Below are 22423 nucleotides of genomic sequence, written 5' to 3' on the forward strand. Positions count from 1 at the left end.
CCTTATTCTTCCAATGGGACGTCAGACGGCCTGACCGACACCGGGCATAGAGGCAACGAGATCGGCGAGCAAGGCGGCGGCATTTGGCACACCGGTCGAACGCGCGGCGGCAGCCATGCGGCTCGCCCGCTCCGGATCGTGAGCGATACCGGAAATCAACTCGGCGAGGCGTTCGGGCGACAACTCAGACTGCGCACAGACGAGCGCCCCGCCCTCCGCCTCAAGCCGCGCAGCATTCGCCGCCTGGTCATGGTCCAGCGCATAGGGGTACGGCACGAGAATTGCCGGGCGCCCGATCACAGCAATCTCTGAAACCGTCGACGCGCCGGAGCGGCTGACGACGAGGTGGCCCTTGCCGATCCGGTCGGCCATGTCGGTGAAGAAAGGAGCGACCTCAGCCTCGATGCCGCTCTGGGCATAGTGCGCCCGCACGCGCTCCTCGTCGTCGGCGCGGGCCTGCTGGGTGAGCACGAGCCGCTGCCGCAGTTCGGCCGGCAGGAGGGCGACGGCCTTCGGAATAGCATCCGAAAAATACTGGGCGCCCTGGCTGCCGCCGAAGACCACCAGGCGGAAGCGCTCGTCCGGCCCCGACGGCTGGTAGCCGAGCTTCGCCGCCTCGAGCACCGCCGGGCGCACCGGATTTCCGGTCACGACGATCTTGTCGCGGAACAATGGATCGGCCTTGTCCTGAGGAATGCCAGCCGCGATCCGGTCGACGCGCCGCGCCAGAAACTTGTTGGCGCGTCCCATGACGGCGTTCTGCTCGTGGATGATCGTCGGCCGCCCGGCGCGGGTCGCCGCCATCAGCGGCGGCACGGTCGGATAGCCGCCGAAGCCGATGACGACGGCGGGACGGATCTTGCGGACCAGTCGTCCCGCCTCGCGAAAGCCCTGCCAAAGCGTCCAGAGGGACTTGGCGACGGCGAAGGGATTCTTCGAAGCGAAAGTCGCCGAGCGGACCCGATGGACCTCTTTCACGGGAAAGCGCTCGGCATAGCGTCCGGCCCGCTCGTCGGTGACGAGTTCCACGGTGTGACCACGGGCGATCAGTTCATGAGCGAGCGCTTCGGCGGGAAAGAGATGCCCGCCGGTGCCACCGGCGGCAAGAAGAATGGTGGGCATGGAAACTCGTGAAGGAATGGGAGCGAAACACTGCCCGGCCCAATTCGCAAACAGGGCTAGATGCCAGCGTCAGTGTGTGCCACCTAACATTGGGCGAGTGTCACTCCTAGTGTGGCGACCCGCGGCGCTGACCGAAGCCTGCCTCAACCTCGATCGGATTTGTGCCGAGTTTTCGCGCGAGCGTGGGCTTGTGCGGTCATGCGGCGCGCATCGCGCAGGACAAGCCAGCCGATCAGCAACGCGCTGAGGGGCGTGACCAGAAGCAGAGCTGCCGTCTCGATGGGGCTCATTTATCCAGCTCCCGAAGGGTGCGTTTCGCAAATTTATGTAAGGCGAAACTCGCCAAAAAGCAAAGCATGGCAACGGCAATGGCGAGCCAGCCCTGCCCCACATTGACCAGGATTGTCGAGGGGATCGAGAGGCCTCCAATCAGGAAAAGGCCGATAGCGATACCGTTCGAATAGGCGGCCTGGAGCTTGATCTGTTCGCGCTCAGCCTCCGTCCTGGGCGTCGGCGTCCCCGTGCCGACATCCCAGAAGTCGCGCTCCATCACCGGCGCTTACGCACCATGGAGAACCATGGTCCGTTGCACGAGTTGATCGGTATAGGAGCGGTTTTCCGGCCGCTTGCGGGTCAGCGCCAGGACGAAGCCGGCGGACATGGCGATCGCCAGCATCGACGAGCCGCCATAGGAGATGAAGGGCAGCGTCATGCCCTTGGCCGGCATCAGCTGCAGATTGACCGCCATGTTGATGATCGACTGGAGGCCGAAGATGAAGACGAGGCCACAGATCGCCAGTCGCGTGAACACGTCGCGCTGCTTCAGGGCAACGGACAGGCCGCGCAGGACAATGAAGGAGAAGATCGCGGCGAGAGCCATGCAAGCGATGATTCCGAATTCCTCGGCAAGCACCGAAAAGGCGAAGTCGGTGTGGCTGTCGGGCAGAAGCCGCTTGACGGTGCCTTCCCCCGGCCCCTGACCGAGCCAGCCGCCGTTGAAGATCGCCTCGCGCGCCCGGTCGGTCTGGAACGTGTCACCCTCGCCCGTCCAGAACCGATCGATACGGCTCGCCACATGGGGAAACACGAAATAGGCACTGGCTGCGCCGGCGAGCCCCAGGCCGCCGAGAACGCCGATCCAGAGCCAGGGCACGCCGGCCATGAAGAACAGTCCGCCCCAGGCTCCGGCGACCAGGATCGTCTGGCCGAGATCGGGCTGGGCCACGAGCAGAGCCGCCACCACCAGAAGCAGGATCATCGCGTAGAGATTGCCCGGAACATCGGGTGTGCGGGCCTGTTCGGAGAACAGCCAGGCGCAGATGATCACGAAACAGGGCTTCATGAACTCCGAGGGCTGGAGATTCAGCGGGCCAAGGTCGATCCAGCGCCGCGCACCCTTGATCTCCGTGCCGATGAACAGGGCCGCGACCATCATCACGACCGAGACCCCGAGGATGAGAAAGGCAGCGCGGCGTACACCGCGCGGCGTCAGCAGCGAGGTTGCGAACATCACCAGACAGGAGGGAATCAGAAACAAGGCGTGACGCTTCACGAAATGGAACGGCTCCAGCCCGATCCGTTCCGCCACCGGCGGGCTGGCGGCAAAGGACAGCATCGCCCCGCCGACGAGCAAGGTGAGGAAGGCCACGAGCAGCCACCGGTCGACCCCTCGCCACCAATCGGCGACCACATTGCGCCCCAGCTTGAACGTCATCACGATTCCCCGCGGATCGGCTCGATATCGGGCAGGCTCTCGACCGCAGCGCGGAAAGCGTCACCCCGAACCTCGAAATTTCGAAACTGATCGAAGCTCGCGCAGGCGGGAGAGAGAAGCACCACGGCGTCCTCGCCCGCCGCATCGGCGTCGGCCGCCGCATGCGCGACGGCAACCGCCAGTGTGCCAGAGATTTCGTAAGGAATTCGTTCACCAAGAGTGGCAGCGAAGGATGGCGCCGCCTCTCCGATCAGATAAGCCTTGGCGATCCGCGGGAAATACGGCTTCAGCGCCGCGATTCCTCCCTCTTTCGGCAGCCCGCCGGCGATCCAGTAGATGCGTTTGAAGGCCGCGAGCGCGGGGGCCGCGGCGTCCGCATTGGTCGCCTTCGAATCATTGACGAACAGAATGCGCCCGCGGCGGCCCACCTGTTCCATGCGGTGGGCAAGTCCCGGAAAGCTGCGAAGACCCCGCCGGATGGCCTCGTCCTCCACTTCGAGACAAGTCAGGGTCGCCACGGCCGCGGCCGCATTCTGCGCGTTGTGGCGCCCGCGCAGCGAACCGATTTCCGAAAGGTCGAAGGTCGCCGGCTCGAAACCGGGCATGCGGCGGTGAAGCGACTTTCCGTCGAAACCGACCCCGCGTTCGATCGCCGCGGCCTGGGAAATCCGCGTCACATGCTTGCCGTCGGATTCCAGCCCCATGACGATCTGCCGAGAGGGCTCGTCGTCGACGCCGACGATCGCCATCGTGGCGCCGGAGACCAGCCGCGCCTTGATCGCCGCATAGTTTCCCATGCTGCCATGGCGATCGAGATGATCGGGGGAGAGGTTGAGAAGGACACCGACGGTCGGCTCGATCGTCGGCGTCAAGTCGATCTGATAGGAGGAGCACTCCACCACATAGTGATTTTCCGGCGCCAGCTCGTCGAGCGTGAGCACCGCGACACCGATATTGCCGCCGAGCTGAGTGTTCCGGCCGGCGCTTTTCAGACAATGGGCGATGAGAGCCGTCGTCGTTGACTTGCCGTTCGTTCCGGTGATGGCAACGAACGGTGCCGACGAGGCAATGGAGCGCCGCTCCTGGCAAAAAAGTTCGACATCCCCCATCACGGGCACGCCATGCACCCGCGCCAGTTCGACCGTCCAATGGGGCTTGGGGTGAGTGAGAGGCACACCGGGCGACAGGACGAGCGCGCGGAACCGCGTCCAGTCCGCGTCCCGAAGGGCACCCGTCGGAATCCCCTCCGAGGCCGCCTTCTCCACGCTTGCAGGATTGTCGTCGAAGGCAAGCACATCGGCGCCGCCGGCGACCAGCGCACGCGCCGTGGCGAGGCCGGAACCGCCGAGCCCGAACAATGCAATCCGCTGGCCGGAGAACGTTCGGACGGGAATCATCGCGCCTCGCCTATCTGAGTTTGAGGGTCGACAAACCCACGAATGCCAGCATGAATGCGATGATCCAGAAGCGTACCACCACCTGGCTTTCGGTCCAACCGAGCTTCTCGAAATGGTGATGGATCGGGGCCATGAGGAAGACGCGCTTGCCGGTCAGTTTGAACGAGACGACCTGGATGATCACCGACAGCGCCTCGATGACGAAGAGCCCGCCAATGATGGCAAGCACGATCTCGTGCTTGGTCGCAACAGCAACGGTGCCGGTGAGACCGCCCAGCGCCAGCGAGCCGGTGTCACCCATGAAGATCGCGGCCGGCGGCGCGTTGAACCAGAGGAAGCCGAGCCCCGCACCGATCACCGCACCGCAGAGCGGCGCGAGTTCGCCCGTACCCGCGACATAATGGATCTGCAGGTAGTTCGAGAAATTCACATTGCCGGCGACATAGGCGATCAGACCAAAAGCTGCAGCGGCGATCATGATCGGCACGATCGCCAACCCGTCGAGCCCATCGGTCAGATTCACCGCGTTGCCCGCTCCGACCACGACGACGGCAGCAAAGCCGATATAGAACCAGCCGAGATCCAGCAGAAGCTGCTTGATGAAGGGAAAGGCGAGCGAGGTGGCGAAGCTGCCGGTACCGGCATGGACGATGATCCCGGCCGCCAGAGCCGCGATGACGAATTCGAGCGCGAGGCGCGACTTGCCGGAAAAGCCCTTGTCACTCTGCTTGGTCACTTTGAGATAGTCGTCGTAGAAACCGATCGCCCCGAAACCGACCGTGACCATCAGGACTGTCCAGACATAGACGTTCTGGAGATCGGCCCACAGCAAGGTCGAGACGATGACACCCGAGAGGATCATCAAGCCGCCCATGGTGGGCGTGCCGGCCTTCTTGAAATGGGTCTGCGGGCCGTCGGCGCGAATCGGCTGTCCCCGGCCCTGGCGGATCCGAAGCGCGGAAATGATGGCCGGACCGAACAGGAAGACGACGATGAAGCCGGTGATCATCGCCGCGCCGGTGCGGAAGGTGATGTAGCGAAAGACGTTGAAGAGCGGAAATGCGTCGCCGAAATTTCCGAGATACGCGATCATTCCCCGCCTCCGCCGCTCGGCTCGGAAGGCGCATCCGCCGAGGCGGCCGCCGGTGCCGGCTCGGCAGGCTTCACCTCGTATCGTTCGAGAAGCTTTTCGACCAAGGGGGAGAATCCAATGCTCTTCGACGCCTTCACCATGACGACGTCGCCGTCGCGGAAGCTCCTTAACAGATCGGCGAGGAGTTCGTCGTTGCTTTCATGCCACTGACAGGCGATCTCCCCGGCCAGAACCTCATCCAGCGCCTTCATCTCCTCCCCGGCGAGGAACACCATGTCGACGCCGCCGGCGAGAATCGGCTCCTTCAGTTCCGCATGGAGCGTCGGCGAGGTTTCTCCAAGCTCCAGCATGTCGCCCAGAACGGCAATGCGCCGTCCGCCCTCGCCGCTTTCGGCCCGCGAAAGGACATCGATCGCAGCGCGCATGGAAGCCGGGTTGGCGTTGTAGCTGTCGTCGATCAGTGTGACGGTCGTACCGCCAGGCATGGCGAGCTTGTGTCGCCCGCCCCGCCCCTTCACGGCCCGCCAGCTCGACAGTGCGTTTGCCACCGCCTGGACATCGGCGCCGATCCGGTGCGCGGCACCCAGAACGGCCAGAACGTTCTGCGCCATGTGGCGGCCGGGGATGGAAAGCGTCAGCTTCACCGGCTCGCCGGCAATTTCCGCCTCGACTTCGGCCCCCTGCCGATCCGAGCGGAAATCCAGCAGACGATAATCGGCCCCGGCCGATTCGCCGAAGGTCGCGATTTCCTTGACGCCGGCCTTGCGGGCATAGGTCGCAAGCGGGCCGCATTGCGGGTCATCGGCGTTGAGGATGGCCGTGCCGTCTGCCACCACGCCCTCGAAGATCTCGGCCTTTGCCTGCGCGATCTCGTCGAGATCGCGGAAATGACCGAGATGCGCCGGCGCGATCAGCGTGATGATGGCGACGTGAGGCCGGACGAGCTTGACCAAAGGGCGGATCTCGCCGGGATGGTTCATGCCGATCTCGAAGACCGCAAAGCGGCAATCGGCCGGTAGCCGCGCGAGAGACAGCGGCACGCCCCAGTGGTTGTTGAAGGAAGCCGCGCTCGCATGGACTCTGCCGCAGGCCGAAAGGCCGTGGCGAAGCGCTTCCTTGCTGGTCGTCTTCCCGACGCTGCCTGTCACGGCGACGATCTTGGCGCGCGAGCGAGCCCGCGCGGTTTCCGCCAGCCGCGAGAGGGACTTGAGCACGTCGTCGACAACGAGCATCGGCGCCTGGACGCGGCCAAGCGCCGGCAACTTCTGCTCCGAGACGACGAGAACCGAAGCGCCTGCCCTCAGCGCGCCGGTCAGGAAATCATGGCCGTCAAACCGTTCGCCCTTGATGGCGAAAAAGGCGTCGCCCGGCTCCAGCGTGCGCGTATCGATGGAAATGCCGCTGACCGATTCCGGCAGATCGCCCATGGGCCGGGCCTGCAAGGCCTCGATCAGAACACTCGTTTCCCAAAGCATCTCACTCATTTCGCGCGCTCCGCGATGGCCGACTCGACTTCCTCGTGGTCGCTGAAGTGGTGGGTGGTATCGCCGACAGTCTGCCCGATCTCGTGGCCCTTGCCGGCAATGACGACGCTGTCGCCGGCCGCCGCCAGCCGCACGGCCTCCCGGATCGCCTCTCGCCGGTCACCGATCTCGGTTGCGCCCGGAGCTGCTGCCATGATCTCTGCCCGGATCGCTGCCGGCTCCTCGGAACGGGGATTGTCGTCGGTGACGATGACGATGTCGGCAAGCCGCGTGGCGATCTCGCCCATCATCGGCCGCTTTGCCCTGTCTCGGTCGCCGCCACAGCCGACCACAACGATGACTCGCCCGGTCGTAAAGGGCCGCACCGAGGAGAGCACGTTCTCGAGGGCCTCGGGCTTGTGGGCATAGTCCACGAAGACCGGCGCGCCCTCGTCCGTGGTGCCCGCCAGTTCCAGCCGCCCGGCCGCGCCCTTGAGCTTCTCCAGCGCGGCCAGCGCCTCGGAGACCGGCACCCCAGTCGCGATGGCAAGCCCGGCCGCGACAAGGGCATTCGACATCTGAAAGTTTCCGGCAAGCGGCAGCACCACGCGGTAGAGCCGGCCCTCCGCTTCGATCTCGGCGATCTGGCGGCTGCGCTCATGTTCAAGCCGCTTCAGGGTGAGGAAGTCGCCCTTGCGGCCGACCGTCATGACCCGGGCCGAGACGCCGGTGGCGACTTCGATCGCGCGGCCCGACCAGGCATCGTCGGCGTTGATCACCGCCGGCGCGCCCTTCGGCAGAAGCGTCGTGAAGAGCCGCATCTTCGCCTGGAAATAGCTCTCGGCGTCGGGATGATAGTCGAGATGGTCATGGCCGAGATTGGTGAAGGCGGCGGCCTTCAGCGCCACGCCGTCCAGCCGACGCTGGTCGAGACCATGGCTCGAGGCCTCCATCGCGGCATGGGTGACGCCTTCGGACGCAAGATCCGCCATCAGCCTGGCGAGTTCCACCGGATCGGGCGTCGTCAGCGTGCCGTAGGCATCGCGGCCCGGCGAAACCACGCCGGTGGTGCCGATCGATGCCGCGGCATATCCCGATTGCTGCCAGATCTGCCGCGTGAAGGTCGCAATCGAGGTCTTCCCGGCTGTGCCCGTCACGGCGACGACATTCTCGGGGTGCGCCCCGAAGAACCGTGCGGCCATGACCGCGAGCGCATGGCGGGGATCATCGCAGCGCACGAGGGGAAAAACCGTTTCGACCCTTGCCTCGGAAGCGCACAGGACTGCGGCAGCCCCCTTCGCCTCCGCGTCCGGCACGAAGCGCGAGCCATCGGCTTTGGTGCCGGGAAGCGCTGCAAACAGAGCGCCATGCGCCACCGCGCGCGAATCGGCCGTCAGAGAGGAAATCTCCGTCGCGGCTTCGCCCTCGATCGTCCCCAGACCATCTGCGAGAAGGGAGAGTTTCATGGCCCCTGTCCTTGCTCCGTCGCTCCGGCCGGAAGCATGGCCCCGACCGACTGGTCTTCTATCGTCTAATAGGAGACGAGCAAGGACTTTCCTTCTTCACCGAAATCGGGACGAACCTTCAGAAGCGTCGCGGCGCGGCGAATGATGTTGCCGACCGTGGGGGCGGCGTTCATGCCCGCCGTCGCGTAATACTGCCCCTCTTCCGGCTTCGGCTCGTCGACGACGACGAGAACGATGTAGCGCGGCTTGTCGATCGGAAAGGCCGACAGGAAGGCGTTGAACTTCTTGGTGTTGGAATAGCGGCCATTGACGACCTTGTTCGCCGTGCCCGTCTTGCCGCCGACCCGGTAGCCGGGAATATCCGCCTTGTTGCCGGAGCCCCGCTGATCCGCCACGTTAAGACGGAACAGGTAGCGCATAAGATCGCTGGTCTTTTCGGAAACGACGCGGGTCGAGATCGCGTCGGCTTCCTCCTTGGTTCGCGGAAGGAACGTCGGCGGAATGAGCTTGCCGCCATTCACGAGCGCCGCCGCGGCGACCGCGGTCTGCAACGGCGTCGTGGAGACGCCGTGGCCGTAGGAGATCGTGATCGAGTTGATCTGCTTCCAGACATTGGGCTGGGTTGGGGTCGCGACCTCCGGAAGCTCGGTATCCATCTTCGTGAGAAGGCCGAGCTTGGTCAGAAACTCCCTGTGCCCCTCGATGCCCACGGCTTCGGCTTCCCGCGCGGTACCAATGTTCGAGGAGTAGATGAAGATCTCCGGGACCGTCAGCACGCGACGCTTGCCGTGGAAGTCGGAGATGGTGAAGCCGCCGATGCGGATCGGATGCGTGGCGTCGAACGAGTCGGTGATCTTTACCTTCCCCGAATCGAGGGCCATCGCCGTGGTGAAGGTCTTGAAGGTCGACCCCATCTCGAACAGGCCGGCCGACATGCGGTTCATGCGATCCTTGTCGAGGGCCTGGGACGGGATGTTCGGATCGTAGTCGGGAAGCGAGGTCATGGCGACGACTTCGCCCGTCTCCACATCGAGGACCAGGCCGCCGGCCGCGATCGCCTTGTAGCGCTTCATCGCCGCCGCCACCTCGTCGCGGACGATGTGCTGGACACGCAGATCCATCGCCAGCTTGACGGGTTCGAGTTCCGTATCGACGGCGAGTCCTGCCTTCTGCAGAGCAAGATAACCCTGATCGTCGATATATTTCTCCATCCCCGCGGTGCCCTGATTGTCGACATTCGTATGTCCGACGATGAAGCCTGCGGTGTTGCGGCCGGGATAGAAGCGACGGGTCTCGGTCCTGAAACCGATGCCGGGAATGCCGAGATCGAGGATCTGCTGCTGCTGACGCGGGGTCAGTTCACGCCGCAGCCAGACGAAGCCGGCATCCGAATCGAGATGCTTGTAGAGCCATTTCGGATCGAGGCCAGGCAAGACGCTGAGCAGGAGTTCGCTCGCCTCGTCGGCGTCGACGATGCGGCGCGGCTCGGCAAACAGAGAAGCGGTCTTGATGTCGGTCGCGAGCGGTGCGCCATTGCGGTCGACGATGTCGGGGCGTGAGGCCATGATCTGATCGCTCGCCCGGAACATGGCGGCGGTCTGCTCCGGCTCCATGCCCCACTGGACGAGACGCATCCCGATCACGCCGTAGACGCCGGCGAACAGCGCGATCGCGATCGCGAACCGGCCAACGTTGCGCGGCGGGTCACGATGCGGCTTGCGACGGCCGAACCGGTCATAGGGCGAACATGGTGCAGCCGATCGTCCGGGCTCCTGCGCCGGTCGGACGGAACGCTTCAGCTTGGCAAGGAGAGTCTTCATCGAATGTCCGCCTCGGACTGGTATGCAAACTTGACGACGGATTCGCGCCGCTGGGGAACGGGAATGACCACCGGTTCGGCCGGCAGTTCGTCACTCGCGACGATCTGATCCGGCCGCATCGGCTTCAGTTGCAGTTCTTCCTCGTAGATCGTCGCCAGGCGCTGCAGCCGGGACGGCTGGTTGAGAAGCGTCCAGTCGGCGTCCAGAAGGGCGATCGTCTCCTTTTCCAGAGCGATCTTGTGGTCGATCTTCGCAACCTGCTGCTCGAGTTCTTCGGCCTCGTGCTTGATCTTGTAAGTGTAGCTCGCCGCGCCCAGCATTGCGGCGACGAGAAGAACGTTGAGTGTTTTCAGCATCGTCAGTCTCCGCTCGTAGGACTGGCGGCAAGCGAGGGCAGCGCCGCGAAATCGAGGAGGTCATCGCCTTCGCGCGCCGGCGCATCGGTGCGCACACCGACGCGGAGTTTCGCCGAGCGGCTCCGCGGATTACGCTCCGCCTCCTCGGGCGACGCGGCGATCGCCTTGTTGCTCGCCGTAAAGGTGGACGGCAGCGTCGCAACGTCGGGCATGTGCCGGGAGGCAGACGGCGGCGAAGAACGGTCGCGAAGGAAGCGCTTCACGATCCGGTCTTCCAGCGAATGGAACGTGACGACGACCAGCCGCCCACCGGGTTTCAGCGCGCGCTCGGCGGCCACGAGCGCGCGGGCGAGTTCGCCGAGCTCGTCGTTGACGAAGATGCGCAGCGCCTGGAAGCTGCGGGTCGCGGGATCGATCTTGTCCTTCGGCGAGCGCCCCACGACTTTCGCAATCGTCTCTGCGAGGTCGAGTGTTGTCGTGAATGGCCGCTCGGCTCGCCTTGCCGCGATGGCACGGGAAATCCGCCCGGCGTGGCGCTCCTCGCCGAGGATCCCCAGGATGCGGGTCAGGTCGCCTGGCTTGATGCGATTGACCACGTCGGCTGCGGTCGGTCCGGAGGCAGCCATGCGCATGTCGAGCGGGCCGTCCTTTTGAAAGGAGAAGCCCCGCTCGGCCTCGTCGATCTGCATGGACGAGACGCCGATATCCAGGACGACGCCGTCGACGCCGTCCGCAAAGCGCTGCAATGCGATCTCGTCCAGTGAAGAGAAACGTCCCTCGACAAGGTCCAACCTGCCGCCGGAAGACGAAACGAGCGGGTGTCCGGCCGCGATCGCCGTCGGATCGCGGTCGATCGCAACGACCGTCGCGTCCCGCTCGAGAAGCCCACGACTGTAACCGCCGGCCCCGAATGTCCCGTCGACGATGACCTCTCCGGCCTGCGGCGACAGCGCCGCGACCACTTCGGATAATAGCACCGGAACATGACGGGCTGGTCCGCCAACGGTGGGTTCCCCGACCCCGCCGTCGCCCGCCATTATTCCGGTGTTTCGGCGGAAGCCGAAAACCCTTGCCTGTTCTGCAGCGTGGTCTGCAGTCTCTCGCGCGACTGCGAGCGGAACGCCTCGAACCGTTCCGGATCCCACAGCTGGAAGGAATGCTTCACGCCGACGAACGCCACGCGGTCGGTGATTCCGGTATGGGCGCGAATGAAGTCGGTCATCTGGATCCGCCCCTCCGTATCGAACTTCAGATAGGCCCCGTCGCCATAGGCGTAGAGAGCGAGATCCTGGTAGAGATCGCTGAAAGGATCGACCGCTTCCATCTGCCTCTCGTAGTGCTCCATCAGTTCCGGACCGCCGACATCGATGGCCGGTCGCGAGAGGCTGCGCATGGCAAACAACTCGCGGATCCCGCGACTGGCGATCACCTGACGAAACGATGAAGGAACAGAGACGCGCCCCTTCGCATCGATGTTGTGGACGTAGCTGGATAAAAAGCGGTCCATCACCGGAAGCTCGACCCAACCCGCCCCAAGACCAGGCGACTGCCCAACACTCATCTACCCCTTCGACCAGCCGGCCGAAGGCGCGAACACACATGCCGACGCGGCCTCCGCCAAGGCCATCGTCCAGCCTCCAGACATGCCGGAAGCCCGAAGCGAACTGGTTGATTTCAGGCCGGAAACGACCCCTCTGAGATGGCATTTGGGATAGCATGGGCAACCATGGGCGTCAATGGGAACAGGGCTTCAAACCCGTGCCCCAAGCTAAACTCCAGCCTATCCGAAAAGCGGTTAACGCCTTACTAATCCTGAATTATTCCTTTCCATGTTAAATTTATAAGGAATACGTCATAAATCGGCTTCTGCCGTGAATCCCCTGGCGTCAGGGGCGTACGGCCCAGTCGACGTTGCGAAGCCGCCTACGGATTTCTTTTCGTCAAGAAGAGACGACGTGACCGCCGCCACATAGCCGGCGCGATGCGGATCTTTGCGGGATCAAAGTGCCAGCCGGCCTGTAAGCCGGGTTCTGTGCGCGACAATGCCGCACGGCGACCATTCCTCTGGGACGGCCCTTGCGGACCGCCTCAAGCAACCCACCCGGACGACTGGCCCGGAGAAAGGCTGGCGGTGGGGCGCTGCCCCACGCCGCGTCGTCCCTATTCGGTCTTGCTCCCGGTGGGGTTTGCCCTGCCGCCGCTGTTGCCAGCGACGCGGTGGGCTCTTACCCCACCCTTTCACCCTTACCCCGCCGATCCTTCGGCTCTCTTCCTCGCGTCGGCCAGTTCGCGCGAGCCGAACGACAGGCGGGGCGGTCTGCTTTCTGTGGCACTTTCCCTGGGGTCGCCCCCGCCGGACGTTATCCGGCACCGTTTCTCCGTGGAGCCCGGACTTTCCTCCCCCGCCGTCTTTCGACATGTGACGGGAGCGGCCGCCCGGCCGGCTGGCGCACCCTCACTCTTCGAGGTGCCTTCATATGTCAATGGAAAATGGCCCGCGACCAGGCCGATCAGCTCACCAACGACCGCGCGCCACGATCGACCAAGGCCTGCCTCAGCCGCTTCAACGTCCTGACCGTGGAAAGATCGGCAACCCCGTCGACGCAAGCCGGCCGGAAATGGCGCTGAAAGGCGATCGTCGCGAAGCGCGTCGCCTCGTCGAAGTCGCCGGTCGGAGACAGTTCGTAGCCGTAGGAAGCCAGATCGCGCTGCCAACGCAGAACCGCGTCGCCGCCGTCCCCCGGCGAGAGGCACGGACCAGCCTCCATGGGGGCGGACGAGACGAAATGGCCGATACCGGCCGCGGCCAGCCGTTCCCAGGGAAATTTCTCCCCGGGATCCTGCTTTCGGGCCGGCGCCACATCGGAATGGCCGAGCACGCGTTCCGGCGCAATCCGGTGACGAGCGACGATCTCGGCGGAAAGGCGCATCACCTTTGTGATCTGGCCTTCTGGAAAATCGGGATAGCCCCCAGCGTGGCCAGCATTGACGATCTCGATGCCGACGGAGAGCGAATTGATGTCACAAACGCCCTGCCAGCTGCCCTGCCCTGCATGCCAGGCACGATGCTGCTCGGGGACCATCTGGACGACGCGTCCATCTTCGTGGACGACATAATGGCAGGACACCTCGCTCGCCGGATCGGCAAGCCAGCGAACCGCACCTTCGCCCGTGCCCATGCCGGTATAGTGAAGGATCAACATGGACGGGCCGCCAGCCATGCGGCGGTCGTTGAAATTGGGCGATGCGCAGATCTCGTCGACGAGCGGACTGTCCGCCGGGAAGCCCGTCAAGCCGCGTGCCTCTTCTCGATCTCCGAATAAGCGGCGTTGATCGCCTTCATTCGCTCCGAGGCGATGAACATGAATTCGTCCGGCACGCCGCGCGCTGCCAGCCGGTCCGGATGGTTCTCCTTGACCAGCGCCAGATATTGCGACCGCGCCTCCGACGCGCTTGCATCGGCCGCGATGCCAAGCACGGCATAAGGGTTGCCCGGCCCCTGAATATGCCGGTCCCGCAACCGCTCGAATGCCGTTTCATCGAGACCGAAGATACTCGCGATCTCCCGCAAAAAGGCCAGTTCGCGCTCGTGCACCACCCCGTCGGCCTTGGCGATATGGAACAGCCCGTCCAGCACGTCGCCCAGAAGCTGGCAGTTCCCGTTCTCGTCGGCGCAAAGCCCCCTCAGCCGCGAGGCGTAGACTTCGAAACCGGCGATATCCTGCTTCGCGATATCATAGAGGCGGAAGACGTTGCGCATCTCTTCGGGCGGGATCTCGAGGATCTGACGGAAAGCGGAAACCTCGGCGGGCGAGACGATCCCGTCCGCCTTGGCCATCTTCGCCGAAAGCGCGATCACCGCGACCGAAAAGGCAACACGGCGCCTGGTCTCGCGATCGCTGGAGAACATCGACCGCACCGCCTCGAACACGGCGTCGACCGTCGCGCGGCCGCCGGCCGGGATCGACTGCAGCAAGGCATTGAGTGTCGAGAGGATCCGCATCGCGTCCACCACTGCGCTTCGGAATGAAGAGAGCACTATCCATCATGGGCATGCCCAAGGCAAACATCCGGCGCTCCGTTCCGCCGGGTGCAAGGTCCGTGAAAGTGGGGCGTGATGTCCTCACTTCGACCCGTGCCGGAAACAATTGCGCGAGGAGCCGGCGGTCGCCAAGATTTCGCCGCACCTTCGCGTTTCACATGCCATTGGGGAAATTGGGGCATTTTCGGGGGAAAAGCCATGCATGCCGAGGCCGAGAGCGGGGTCGACCTCGACACTTCCGACGTTCGTACGGAATTGTCGCACGACACGATCATCGAAAAGAAGACGATGCGTTCACGGCGCGCCTTTCTGGGCGGGCTGGCCGCGACGGCTGCCCTTGCCGGATGCCGATCCACGCCGATGAGCGTCGAGGAACTGGGTCTCTCGTCCTTTTCGGCGAGTGCTGCCCATCATTATCCGATCCACGGGATCGACGTCGCCAAATATCAGGGCGACATCGACTGGCACGCCGCGCGCCGGGCCGAAACGGCATTTGCCTTTCTGAAGGCCACGGAAGGCGGCGACCGGCTCGACGATCGCTTTCATCAGAACTGGCGCGGTGCCGCCAAGGCCGGAGTTCCGCGCGGCGCCTACCATTTCTGGTATCATTGCCGCCCGGGCCACGAGCAGGCCAAATGGTTCATCGAGAACGTGCCGCGGCAGCGCGGCGCCCTACCGCCGGTGATCGACGTGGAGTGGACGCCGTTCTCGCCGACCTGCACGATCCGCCCGCCACGCGAAGAACTCGTGCGCGAAGTGGGCGAAATGGCCGAGGCGTTGGAACGCCATTACGGCCAGCGGCCCCTGTTCTATATCCCGATCGACGTTCACCGGGACCGCTTCGTCGGGGCCTTCCCGAACCACGAGTTCTGGCTGCGCGCCGTCGCCGACCATCCGGACAACGTCTACGAGAACCGGAAATTCCGCTTCTGGCAGTATACGGCGACGGGATCGGTCGACGGGATCGAAGGCGAGGTTGACCGCAACGCCTTTGCCGGCACGCATGGCGACTGGGCGAAATGGCTGAAGGCCCACACGCGAGCCTGATCTTGGCCCCGCCACCTTCAAACCGCCATCATGGGTGCATAGCGGGCCTCAACGCCATTGATCAGCCTCAGGAGAATCCGTTCGATGACAGTCCTGCCACGCCTCGCCGCGTCGTTTGCCCTTCTTCTCGCCGGTACGGCAGGCGTGAGTGCGCAGCAATGCGGCGGCGATTTCTCGGCCTTTCTCGAAGGCGTTCGGCAGGAGGCTCTGGCAAAGGGCCTGTCGCAGAGTGCCGTCGATGCCGCGGTCTCCGACATGCGGATCGACCAGAAGGTCCTCGCCCGCGACCGTTCTCAGGGCGTCTTCGCTCAGGACTGGCGCCAGTTTGCCACCCGCATGGTCAATGCCTATCGGCTTCAGCAGGGCAAGGCGAACCTGCGCAAATATTCCGATACGTTCGATCGCGTCGAAGCCGAGACCGGCGTGCCGGGCCCGGTGATCACCAGCTTCTGGGGCCTGGAAACGGACTACGGCGCCGTGCTCGGCGATTTCGACACGCTCGCCGCGCTCGCGACCCTTGCTCACGACTGCCGCCGGCCGGAACTCTTCCGCCCGCACCTGATCGGAGCGATCGAGATCGTCGACAAGGGCTATCTGCGCCCTGGCGAAATGCGCGGCGCCTGGGCCGGAGAAATCGGCCAGACCCAGCTTCTGCCAGAGGAATACGTCGCGTTCGGCACCGACGCGGACGGAAATGGGCGCGTCGACTTGCGCGAGGACGAGGCCGACGTCCTGATGACCACGGGCAAATACATCGAGTCTCTCGGATGGCGCCGTGGCGAACCCTGGCTCGAAGCCGTTCGCGTGCCGAGCAACTTTCCGTGGGAGCGAGCGGCGCTCGTCAACAAGGAGCCGCGATCGAACTTTGCCGATCTCGGCGTGACCAAGGCCGACGGCTCGCCGCTTGCCGCGGACGATCTGCCCGCCTCGCTGATCCTGCCGATGGGACGCGGTGGCCCTGCCTTTCTCGCCTATCCCAATTTCCAGATCTATCTGACCTGGAACAACTCCCTCGTCTATTCCCTGACGGCGGCCTATTTCGCCACACGGCTCGCCGGTGCCGAGCCTGTCGACATGGGCAATCCGCAGCCGGGCCTCTCGATGGAACAGACGAAGGTGCTGCAGCAAAAGCTCGTCGATCGCGGTTACGACACCGGCGGCGTGGATGGCATCGTCGGCGAAAACACCCGAGCAGCCGTGCGGTCAGAACAGCAAAGGCTGGGATTGCCGGCCGATGGCTGGCCGACGCCAGACCTTTTGTCGTCACTCTAGCGCTGGTTTCCCAGGATCGCCGCTCTCTCGGGCCTCGCGTCCCGGACATACCGTTCCATCCGCGCGGATCAGCTTCTCGGCGCTGTCGAGGCGCCGAGAAGCTGGGAAGACATCCCGTGGAGCCTTCCCATCCGGCCGGACCCCGAATTTATAGTTGTATCATCTGATATTATTCGAATTAGTCGCGAATTTTCCAGAATCGGACGAGATGTTCTTTTCCAGCCGAAGAACATTTTCGACTGCCAAGGTCCGGCAATCGGACGAAACTATCCCCAACATTTGGCGATGTGACAGATTGCCGCAACGCACAACGTGGGAGATTGTAAGTGGTGCCGGATGCTTCCACCTATCCTGGAGACGTTGCGAGACCTATCTTAATCTCGCGAAGCCTTGAAAATGCACATTTTCTGCGCACCGGCCGTGTCTAAGCCCCGGTTCAGTCAGTGAAGGCGTTGCAATCATGTGACATTGCTGAACGGCGTTATGGCAGCGCGCTGCCCTTCCCGGAGAGCGCCCTAAGTAAACCATCCATCAACCCCAAGGCGCTGTTGCCGGCTTTGAATTATGCAATTCCTGAGCTAGAGGAAGCGGTACCCGAAGCTGCGGCAGCAGTAGAACACTCCGAACGATGTTCGCGCGTACTTTAAAGCCGCCTAAACGTAAGATAGCAGAATAGATGCGAAATTCCAAAGCCGCCTCCGACATCGATCGTCAAATTGCCGCCCGTATACGGCTCGCCCGTCTTGAAAGCGGCATGTCCCAGGAAAAACTTGCCGAGGCGCTTGGGATTACGTTTCAGCAGGTTCAGAAATACGAAAAGGGTCTGAACCGCATTTCGGCTGGCCGTCTGCGGGAAATCGCCGATACGCTTGGCCGTGAAGTCACGTGGTTCTTCGAAGAGATGCCAACCTACGAGGCCTACCCGACCCTGTCGAAGGCCGACTTGAGAATGCTACGCAATCTCAAGGCACTCACCCCTGAGACGCGCAGGGCCGTCGACGCTCTGCTGTCCTCTCTCAGCGGATCGGGGGAAGCCGCCAAGTAACACGGCCCAATCCGGCGGCTGTCAGTGAATAGTCGGGAAATCCTGTTTTTCCCGACGAACGAAGGGCTTCAGAACAGGCGAGCGTACACGAAGCGCGGCCGCGGCGTGGGACGCGTTACTCTTTGCTGAAAAGACAGTCCGAAGGCAGGCTTTCGACCCGACATCAAGCACTGCGCCGATCGGCATGCGCAGCGTCGCGAATGTGAAAGCAGACTTCTCCGGCCCCGCGATATTGATCGAGGGACAGGTATCCGGCCACATGAAGCGCCCTGTCCGGGCCCGCCATGAGGATCGAACCAAGGTCGCTCGTGGCGGCTTTGAATGCGATCGTCCGCACCGACCGGCCGTCCTCGCCCGTAAGCGTCGCGGCCACATGACCGTTTCCGACGACATTGGCTCGCGTAACCCGATGACGCGCCACGGCCAGCATGGGCGTCTCGTGTCCGGCGCCGTAGGGACCGGCCTTTTCCAGCATGGTATACAGCGAACTCGTCAAGCCGGCCGCGCTCACCGTGCCGTCGATCCGCAAGGCATCGGTCTCGCGAACGGACTCGTAGTCCGCTTGGGCGCCCGTTTCCAGGAAGGCGCGCAATTCGCCAAGCCTGTCGCGCCGGACCGTCAGGCCAGCGGCCATGGCATGGCCACCGCCTTTCTCGATGATGCCTGCATCCACGGCCTGCCGCACCAGGCGACCGAGATCAATGCCGATCACCGACCGCCCGGACGCTGTCCCCTTGCCGCTTTCGTCGAAAGCCACCGCAAAGGCAGGGCGGCGATAGCGTTCCTTCAGCCGCGCAGCGATGAGCCCGACGATCCCCGGGTGCCATCGCTCCGAGCCAACGAGGAGCACGGGTGGCCCCTCGCCGTTTCCGATCTCCGACGCGACTTCGGCCTCCGCTTCGGTCAGCATCTCTCGTTCCATCGCCTGACGTTCAGCGTTCAGCTGATCGAGGCGCTCGGCAAGCGTTCCGGCCGCTGCGGCATCGTCGAGGCAGAGGAGCCGACTTCCCAGGGACGCGTCGCCGATCCGCCCACCGGCATTGATCCGCGGACCGAGGAGAAAACCGAGATGATGGCATTGCGGCGGGCCGGAGAGGCGCGCCACGCGTGCGAGGGCAGCCAACCCTGCATTGCCGCCCTGCCGCATGACGTTGAGTCCCTGCACGACGAAAGCCCGGTTCAGCCCCTTCAGGGGAACCACGTCGCAAACCGTCGCCAGGCTCACGAGATCGAGCATTGCCATCAGGTCCGGCAGGTCACCGGCAGGGCTGCCCTCCCGGCGCAGGAGGCGCGTCGTCGCGACCAGGGTCATGAAGACGACGCCGGCCGCAGCCATGTAGCCGAGCCCCGAAAGATCGTCCTGCCGGTTCGGATTGACCAGTGCGACGGCTTCGGGAAGCTCGAGATTGGCCTGATGATGGTCGAGGACGAGGAGATCAAGGCCGAGCCTGCTGGCTTCCGCCGCCGTTTCGAGGCTCGTCGTTCCGCAATCCACGGTCACCAGGAGGCTGGCCCCGGCTTCGGCCAATTCGCGCACGGCTCCCGGATTGGGGCCATAGCCTTCCGTGATCCGGTCGGGGATCCGGATCGTGGGATCGAGACCGAAATGGCTGAGATAGCGCCACAGGAGCGCCGACGACGCAGCGCCGTCGACATCGTAGTCGCCGAAGATCGCGACCCTCTCCCGCCGGGCGATCGCGGCGCCGAGACGGGCTGCAGCCGTCTCCATGTCGGTCAGGGTCGAGGGATCGGGCATCTCATCGCGCAGTTTCGGCTGAAGAAACCTCGCGGCTTCGGTGGCACCAACGCCACGGGCCGCCAAGACCCGACAGAGGATGTCCGGAAGGCCGAGTTTCTGCGCCATGGCGAGCGCACTCGCTTCCATGCGCGTGTCCAGTGCGCTCACCCAGCGTCGGCCGGAAGCTGAGCGATCGACGTCGAGAAAGCTGCGGGTCGGCGGAATCATCATGACAAATGCGTTGGACGGCAGGATTGCGAGGCGCGATCAGGCGCTCGAGCTTCCGACGTAGTGATGAGCGCGCACCTCGCGGATGGTGCGCGAGTGAGATCGCATGACCAGCGTGTGGGTCGTGATGCGATCGCGATAGAAGCGAACTCCGTCGAGCAGATTGCCGTCGGTCACGCCGGTTGCCGCAAAGATGACGTTGCCCGCCGCCATCTCTTCGACCGTGTAGATCTTGTAGGGATCGACGATGCCCATGCGCTCGGCGCGCGCCCGCTTCTCGTTGGTGTTGAGCTGCAGGCGGCCCTGCATCTGACCGCCGGTACATCTGAGCGCCGCCGCCGCGAGGACGCCCTCCGGCGCGCCTCCGATTCCCATATAGATGTCGATGCCGGTCTCTTCCGGGTCGGTGGTGTGGATCACCCCCGCCACGTCGCCATCGCCGATCAGTCGGATTGCCGCGCCTGTCTCACGCACGGCGGCAATGAGCTGGGCATGGCGGGGCCGATCGAGAATACAGGCGGTGAGGTCCGCCACCGCAACGCCCTTTGCCTTGGCGAGGGCGGCGAGATTTTCCTCGGGCGTATTGGCGAGATTGACCACGTCCTGCGGCAAGCCGGGACCGACCGCGATCTTCTCCATATAGACGTCGGGCGCATTAAGAAGGCTGCCGTTCTCGGCAACGGCAAGCACGGTCAGGGAATTCGGCAGGTTCTTGGCGCAGACCGTCGTCCCTTCGAGCGGGTCAAGCGCGATATCGACCTCCGGCCCGCCCTTGCCGACGGTCTCGCCGATGAACAGCATCGGCGCCTCGTCACGCTCGCCCTCGCCGATCACGACGGTTCCGCTGATCGCGACCTCGTTCAGGGCCGAGCGCATCGCATCGACCGCCGCCTGGTCTGCGGCCTTCTCGTCGCCGCGCCCGCGCAGTCGGGCGGCAGCGATCGCCGCCTGCTCCGTGACTCGTGCCAGTTCCAGTGTCAGTAGGCGGTGAAGAGCCTCGCCGCCCGTTGGGGTCTTGTCGCTCATCGGCCGCTTCCTTGCCCGTCCCCGTCAGTGTTCGTGGCGCTTCCTGCCGAGACCGATATGCGCCACACAGCTGACAATGCGATGTCGCGTTTACACGCCAGCTTTGCGCTCTCTTAAGCGATCGTTGACGGTTTCACCATCGACATTCTTCAACGCACCGGGAGGCCGGCGCTCCGGCCTGTCCCCCTCGCGCGTCCGCTGCTTCTGCGATAACGCCCGAAACCAGCAGGCCGTTCGACCGGCCAGGCACGGGTCCTCTCAACGTCAGTCCAGATCTTCGATCCGGATCATCTGCGGTTCATCCTTGAGATGTCCGTCGGTCGACAGCGCATCGAGTGCCTTGCGGATCGCCGCCTCGGTGGTCTCGTGTGTGACCATGACGACCGGAGCCGCCTCTTCGCCATTCTTCGCCGCGGCTTTGCGCTGGACGATCGATTCGAGCGAGATGCCGTTCTCGGCCATTCGATTGGCGATCGAAGCGAAGGCGCCGACACGGTCATAAACGGAGAGGCGGATATAGTAGCCTCCCTCATGCGCCCGCATCCGCGCCCGCTGATAGGGCTGCAGGCGTGCCGGGGGAATTCCCAGCGTCGGCGGCACAAAGCCACCCGCGACATCCATGATGTCAGACAGGACAGCCGAGGCCGTCGCCGGACCACCGGCGCCGGGTCCGGCCAACAGGATCGAGCCCAGAAGATCGCTGTCGACGGCCACGGCGTTGGTCACGCCGTCGACCTGCGCCAGGGCGGAGCGCGCTGGGATCATTGCCGGATGCACGCGCTGCTCGATCCCCGTGTCGGTCTTCAGGCCCACCGCCAGGAGCTTGATGCGATAGCCGAGCTCGCTCGCGGCGTTGATGTCGTCGATGGAGATCTTCGAGATTCCCTCGACAAAGATGCTGTCGAGCGAGATCTCGCAGCCGAAGGCGAGCGAGGTCAGGATCGCCAGCTTGTGAGCGGCGTCATAACCGCCGATGTCAAAAGTCGGATCGGCCTCGGCGTAGCCGAGATCCTGTGCGTCCTTCAGACAGGCGTCGAAGCTGAGCCCCTCCTTTTCCATACGCGTCAGTATGTAATTGCAGGTCCCGTTCAGGATACCATAGACCCGCGAAACATCGTTGCCGGATAGAGCCTCGCGCATGGTCTTGATGGCTGGAATACCGCCCGCGACCGCTGCCTCGAACAGGATTTCTGTCCCGTTTTCGGCCGCGAGCCGAGCCAGCGCGACGCCGTGATGGGCAAGCAGAGCCTTGTTGGCCGTGACAACGGGAAGACCGCGCCTGAGGGCCGCTTCCACGGCCTCGCGCACGATGCCGTCCGAGCCGCCGATCAGTTCCACGAAGGCATCGATCTCGCCTTCACGGGCAAGTGCCACCGGATCGTCGAACCAGGCCATGCCGCTCGCGTCGAAGCCGCGATTCTTCGTGCGATCGCGAGCCGACACGCCGGCGACGCGGATCGGCCGCCCGACACGCTCGGCGAGGAGTTCGGATTTTCGTTCGATCAGTTGCGCAACATTGGCACCGACGGTTCCGAGCCCGGCGAGGCCGAGCCGCAATTCGCTTTTCATGACAAACCCGTTTTGGACGGAATCA

At 64.2% G+C, this 22423-nt stretch carries 20 protein-coding genes and 1 other RNA gene; 3 read left to right on the forward strand and 18 right to left on the reverse strand.

Annotated elements, in window-relative coordinates:
- Positions 1-21: 21 nt before the first annotated feature.
- The 15 genes from murG to MF134_RS20360 all read right to left on the reverse strand — a co-directional run bounded on the left by murG (position 22) and on the right by MF134_RS20360 (position 14434).
- Positions 22-1122 carry an undecaprenyldiphospho-muramoylpentapeptide beta-N-acetylglucosaminyltransferase gene (gene murG / locus MF134_RS20290; RefSeq protein ID WP_255341235.1) on the reverse strand — a complete coding sequence of 367 codons (1101 nt, stop codon included), beginning with the start codon at positions 1120-1122 and terminating at the stop codon, positions 22-24.
- 143 nt (positions 1123-1265) lie between these two features.
- Positions 1266-1412 (reverse strand): hypothetical protein, encoded by a 147-nt coding sequence (locus MF134_RS20295; RefSeq protein ID WP_255341236.1) that lies wholly within the window; start codon positions 1410-1412, stop codon positions 1266-1268.
- Positions 1409-1672 carry an amino acid transporter gene (locus tag MF134_RS20300; protein ID WP_255341237.1) on the reverse strand — a complete coding sequence of 88 codons (264 nt, stop codon included), beginning with the start codon at positions 1670-1672 and terminating at the stop codon, positions 1409-1411. Before MF134_RS20300 ends, MF134_RS20295 begins: the two co-directional genes overlap by 4 nt.
- A gap of 9 nt (positions 1673-1681) precedes the next feature.
- Positions 1682-2836 carry a putative lipid II flippase FtsW gene (gene ftsW, locus MF134_RS20305; protein WP_255341238.1) on the reverse strand — a complete coding sequence of 385 codons (1155 nt, stop codon included), beginning with the start codon at positions 2834-2836 and terminating at the stop codon, positions 1682-1684.
- On the reverse strand, positions 2836-4233 hold the full coding sequence (murD, locus tag MF134_RS20310; protein ID WP_255341239.1) for a UDP-N-acetylmuramoyl-L-alanine--D-glutamate ligase: 1398 nt from the start codon (positions 4231-4233) through the stop codon (positions 2836-2838). The genes ftsW and murD overlap by 1 nt, the downstream gene beginning before the upstream one ends.
- Before the next feature lie 10 nt (positions 4234-4243).
- Complete coding sequence (gene mraY, locus MF134_RS20315) at positions 4244-5326, reverse strand: phospho-N-acetylmuramoyl-pentapeptide-transferase (protein WP_255341240.1); 1083 nt, start codon at positions 5324-5326, stop codon at positions 4244-4246.
- Positions 5323-6810, reverse strand: a complete 1488-nt coding sequence (locus MF134_RS20320) for a UDP-N-acetylmuramoylalanyl-D-glutamyl-2,6-diaminopimelate--D-alanyl-D-alanine ligase (protein WP_255341241.1) — start codon at positions 6808-6810, stop codon at positions 5323-5325. The genes mraY and MF134_RS20320 overlap by 4 nt, the downstream gene beginning before the upstream one ends.
- Positions 6807-8255, reverse strand: coding sequence for a UDP-N-acetylmuramoyl-L-alanyl-D-glutamate--2,6-diaminopimelate ligase (locus tag MF134_RS20325; protein ID WP_255341242.1), 1449 nt, complete (start codon positions 8253-8255; stop codon positions 6807-6809). The genes MF134_RS20320 and MF134_RS20325 overlap by 4 nt, the downstream gene beginning before the upstream one ends.
- A 65-nt stretch (positions 8256-8320) precedes the next feature.
- Positions 8321-10075 carry a peptidoglycan D,D-transpeptidase FtsI family protein gene (locus tag MF134_RS20330; RefSeq protein WP_255341243.1) on the reverse strand — a complete coding sequence of 585 codons (1755 nt, stop codon included), beginning with the start codon at positions 10073-10075 and terminating at the stop codon, positions 8321-8323.
- A complete protein-coding gene (gene ftsL, locus MF134_RS20335; RefSeq protein WP_255341244.1) occupies positions 10072-10431 on the reverse strand; it encodes a cell division protein FtsL in 360 nt (119 codons plus the stop codon). The genes MF134_RS20330 and ftsL overlap by 4 nt, the downstream gene beginning before the upstream one ends.
- A 2-nt stretch (positions 10432-10433) precedes the next feature.
- Positions 10434-11468 carry a 16S rRNA (cytosine(1402)-N(4))-methyltransferase RsmH gene (gene rsmH / locus MF134_RS20340; RefSeq protein WP_255341245.1) on the reverse strand — a complete coding sequence of 345 codons (1035 nt, stop codon included), beginning with the start codon at positions 11466-11468 and terminating at the stop codon, positions 10434-10436.
- Positions 11468-11938 (reverse strand): division/cell wall cluster transcriptional repressor MraZ, encoded by a 471-nt coding sequence (mraZ, locus tag MF134_RS20345; RefSeq protein WP_255341322.1) that lies wholly within the window; start codon positions 11936-11938, stop codon positions 11468-11470. Before mraZ ends, rsmH begins: the two co-directional genes overlap by 1 nt.
- A gap of 496 nt (positions 11939-12434) precedes the next feature.
- An RNA gene (rnpB, locus tag MF134_RS20350) (RNase P RNA component class A) lies at positions 12435-12879 on the reverse strand.
- Positions 12880-12941: 62 nt separating this feature from the next.
- Entirely contained in the window at positions 12942-13724 is a 783-nt protein-coding gene (locus tag MF134_RS20355; RefSeq protein ID WP_255341246.1) for a peptidoglycan recognition protein family protein, read from the reverse strand.
- Positions 13721-14434, reverse strand: a complete 714-nt coding sequence (locus tag MF134_RS20360) for a J domain-containing protein (protein WP_255341323.1) — start codon at positions 14432-14434, stop codon at positions 13721-13723. Before MF134_RS20360 ends, MF134_RS20355 begins: the two co-directional genes overlap by 4 nt.
- 237 nt (positions 14435-14671) lie before the next feature.
- Between MF134_RS20360 and MF134_RS20365 the strand changes: the two genes are divergently transcribed.
- The 3 genes from MF134_RS20365 (at position 14672) to MF134_RS20375 (ending at position 17837) form a co-directional block, all read left to right on the forward strand.
- On the forward strand, positions 14672-15520 hold the full coding sequence (locus MF134_RS20365) for a glycoside hydrolase family 25 protein (protein ID WP_255341247.1): 849 nt from the start codon (positions 14672-14674) through the stop codon (positions 15518-15520).
- An 84-nt stretch (positions 15521-15604) separates the two neighbouring features.
- Entirely contained in the window at positions 15605-16792 is a 1188-nt protein-coding gene (locus tag MF134_RS20370) for a lytic murein transglycosylase (protein ID WP_255341248.1), read from the forward strand.
- A 754-nt stretch (positions 16793-17546) separates the two neighbouring features.
- Complete coding sequence (locus MF134_RS20375) at positions 17547-17837, forward strand: helix-turn-helix domain-containing protein (protein WP_457590037.1); 291 nt, start codon at positions 17547-17549, stop codon at positions 17835-17837.
- 163 nt (positions 17838-18000) lie between these two features.
- Here the strand turns inward: MF134_RS20375 and recJ are convergent, their stop codons facing one another.
- The 3 genes from recJ to MF134_RS20390 form a co-directional block, all read right to left on the reverse strand.
- Positions 18001-19803, reverse strand: a complete 1803-nt coding sequence (gene recJ / locus MF134_RS20380) for a single-stranded-DNA-specific exonuclease RecJ (protein ID WP_457590040.1) — start codon at positions 19801-19803, stop codon at positions 18001-18003.
- 39 nt (positions 19804-19842) lie between these two features.
- Positions 19843-20829, reverse strand: a complete 987-nt coding sequence (gene glpX / locus MF134_RS20385; RefSeq protein ID WP_255341251.1) for a class II fructose-bisphosphatase — start codon at positions 20827-20829, stop codon at positions 19843-19845.
- A gap of 264 nt (positions 20830-21093) precedes the next feature.
- On the reverse strand, positions 21094-22398 hold the full coding sequence (locus tag MF134_RS20390; protein ID WP_255341252.1) for a homoserine dehydrogenase: 1305 nt from the start codon (positions 22396-22398) through the stop codon (positions 21094-21096).
- Between the last annotated feature and the right edge of the window lie 25 nt (positions 22399-22423).

The sequence above is a fragment of the Jiella marina genome (assembly GCF_024359545.1).
In the GTDB taxonomy this organism is placed as follows: domain Bacteria; phylum Pseudomonadota; class Alphaproteobacteria; order Rhizobiales; family Rhizobiaceae; genus Jiella.

Coding starts and splice junctions, on each gene's coding strand:
- MF134_RS20365 (WP_255341247.1), top strand. CDS start 14,672: ATGCATGCCGAGGCCGAGAGCGGGGTCGACCTCGACACTTCCGACGTT.
- MF134_RS20320 (WP_255341241.1), bottom strand. CDS start 6,810: ATGAGTGAGATGCTTTGGGAAACGAGTGTTCTGATCGAGGCCTTGCAG.
- mraY (WP_255341240.1), bottom strand. CDS start 5,326: ATGATCGCGTATCTCGGAAATTTCGGCGACGCATTTCCGCTCTTCAAC.
- glpX (WP_255341251.1), bottom strand. CDS start 20,829: ATGAGCGACAAGACCCCAACGGGCGGCGAGGCTCTTCACCGCCTACTG.
- MF134_RS20330 (WP_255341243.1), bottom strand. CDS start 10,075: ATGAAGACTCTCCTTGCCAAGCTGAAGCGTTCCGTCCGACCGGCGCAG.
- mraZ (WP_255341322.1), bottom strand. CDS start 11,938: ATGGACCGCTTTTTATCCAGCTACGTCCACAACATCGATGCGAAGGGG.
- MF134_RS20375 (WP_457590037.1), top strand. CDS start 17,547: ATGTCCCAGGAAAAACTTGCCGAGGCGCTTGGGATTACGTTTCAGCAG.
- murD (WP_255341239.1), bottom strand. CDS start 4,233: ATGATTCCCGTCCGAACGTTCTCCGGCCAGCGGATTGCATTGTTCGGG.
- MF134_RS20370 (WP_255341248.1), top strand. CDS start 15,605: ATGACAGTCCTGCCACGCCTCGCCGCGTCGTTTGCCCTTCTTCTCGCC.
- MF134_RS20360 (WP_255341323.1), bottom strand. CDS start 14,434: ATGCGGATCCTCTCGACACTCAATGCCTTGCTGCAGTCGATCCCGGCC.
- MF134_RS20325 (WP_255341242.1), bottom strand. CDS start 8,255: ATGAAACTCTCCCTTCTCGCAGATGGTCTGGGGACGATCGAGGGCGAA.
- ftsL (WP_255341244.1), bottom strand. CDS start 10,431: ATGCTGAAAACACTCAACGTTCTTCTCGTCGCCGCAATGCTGGGCGCG.
- MF134_RS20300 (WP_255341237.1), bottom strand. CDS start 1,672: ATGGAGCGCGACTTCTGGGATGTCGGCACGGGGACGCCGACGCCCAGG.
- recJ (WP_457590040.1), bottom strand. CDS start 19,803: ATGATTCCGCCGACCCGCAGCTTTCTCGACGTCGATCGCTCAGCTTCC.
- MF134_RS20295 (WP_255341236.1), bottom strand. CDS start 1,412: ATGAGCCCCATCGAGACGGCAGCTCTGCTTCTGGTCACGCCCCTCAGC.
- MF134_RS20390 (WP_255341252.1), bottom strand. CDS start 22,398: ATGAAAAGCGAATTGCGGCTCGGCCTCGCCGGGCTCGGAACCGTCGGT.
- murG (WP_255341235.1), bottom strand. CDS start 1,122: ATGCCCACCATTCTTCTTGCCGCCGGTGGCACCGGCGGGCATCTCTTT.
- ftsW (WP_255341238.1), bottom strand. CDS start 2,836: ATGACGTTCAAGCTGGGGCGCAATGTGGTCGCCGATTGGTGGCGAGGG.
- rsmH (WP_255341245.1), bottom strand. CDS start 11,468: ATGGCGGGCGACGGCGGGGTCGGGGAACCCACCGTTGGCGGACCAGCC.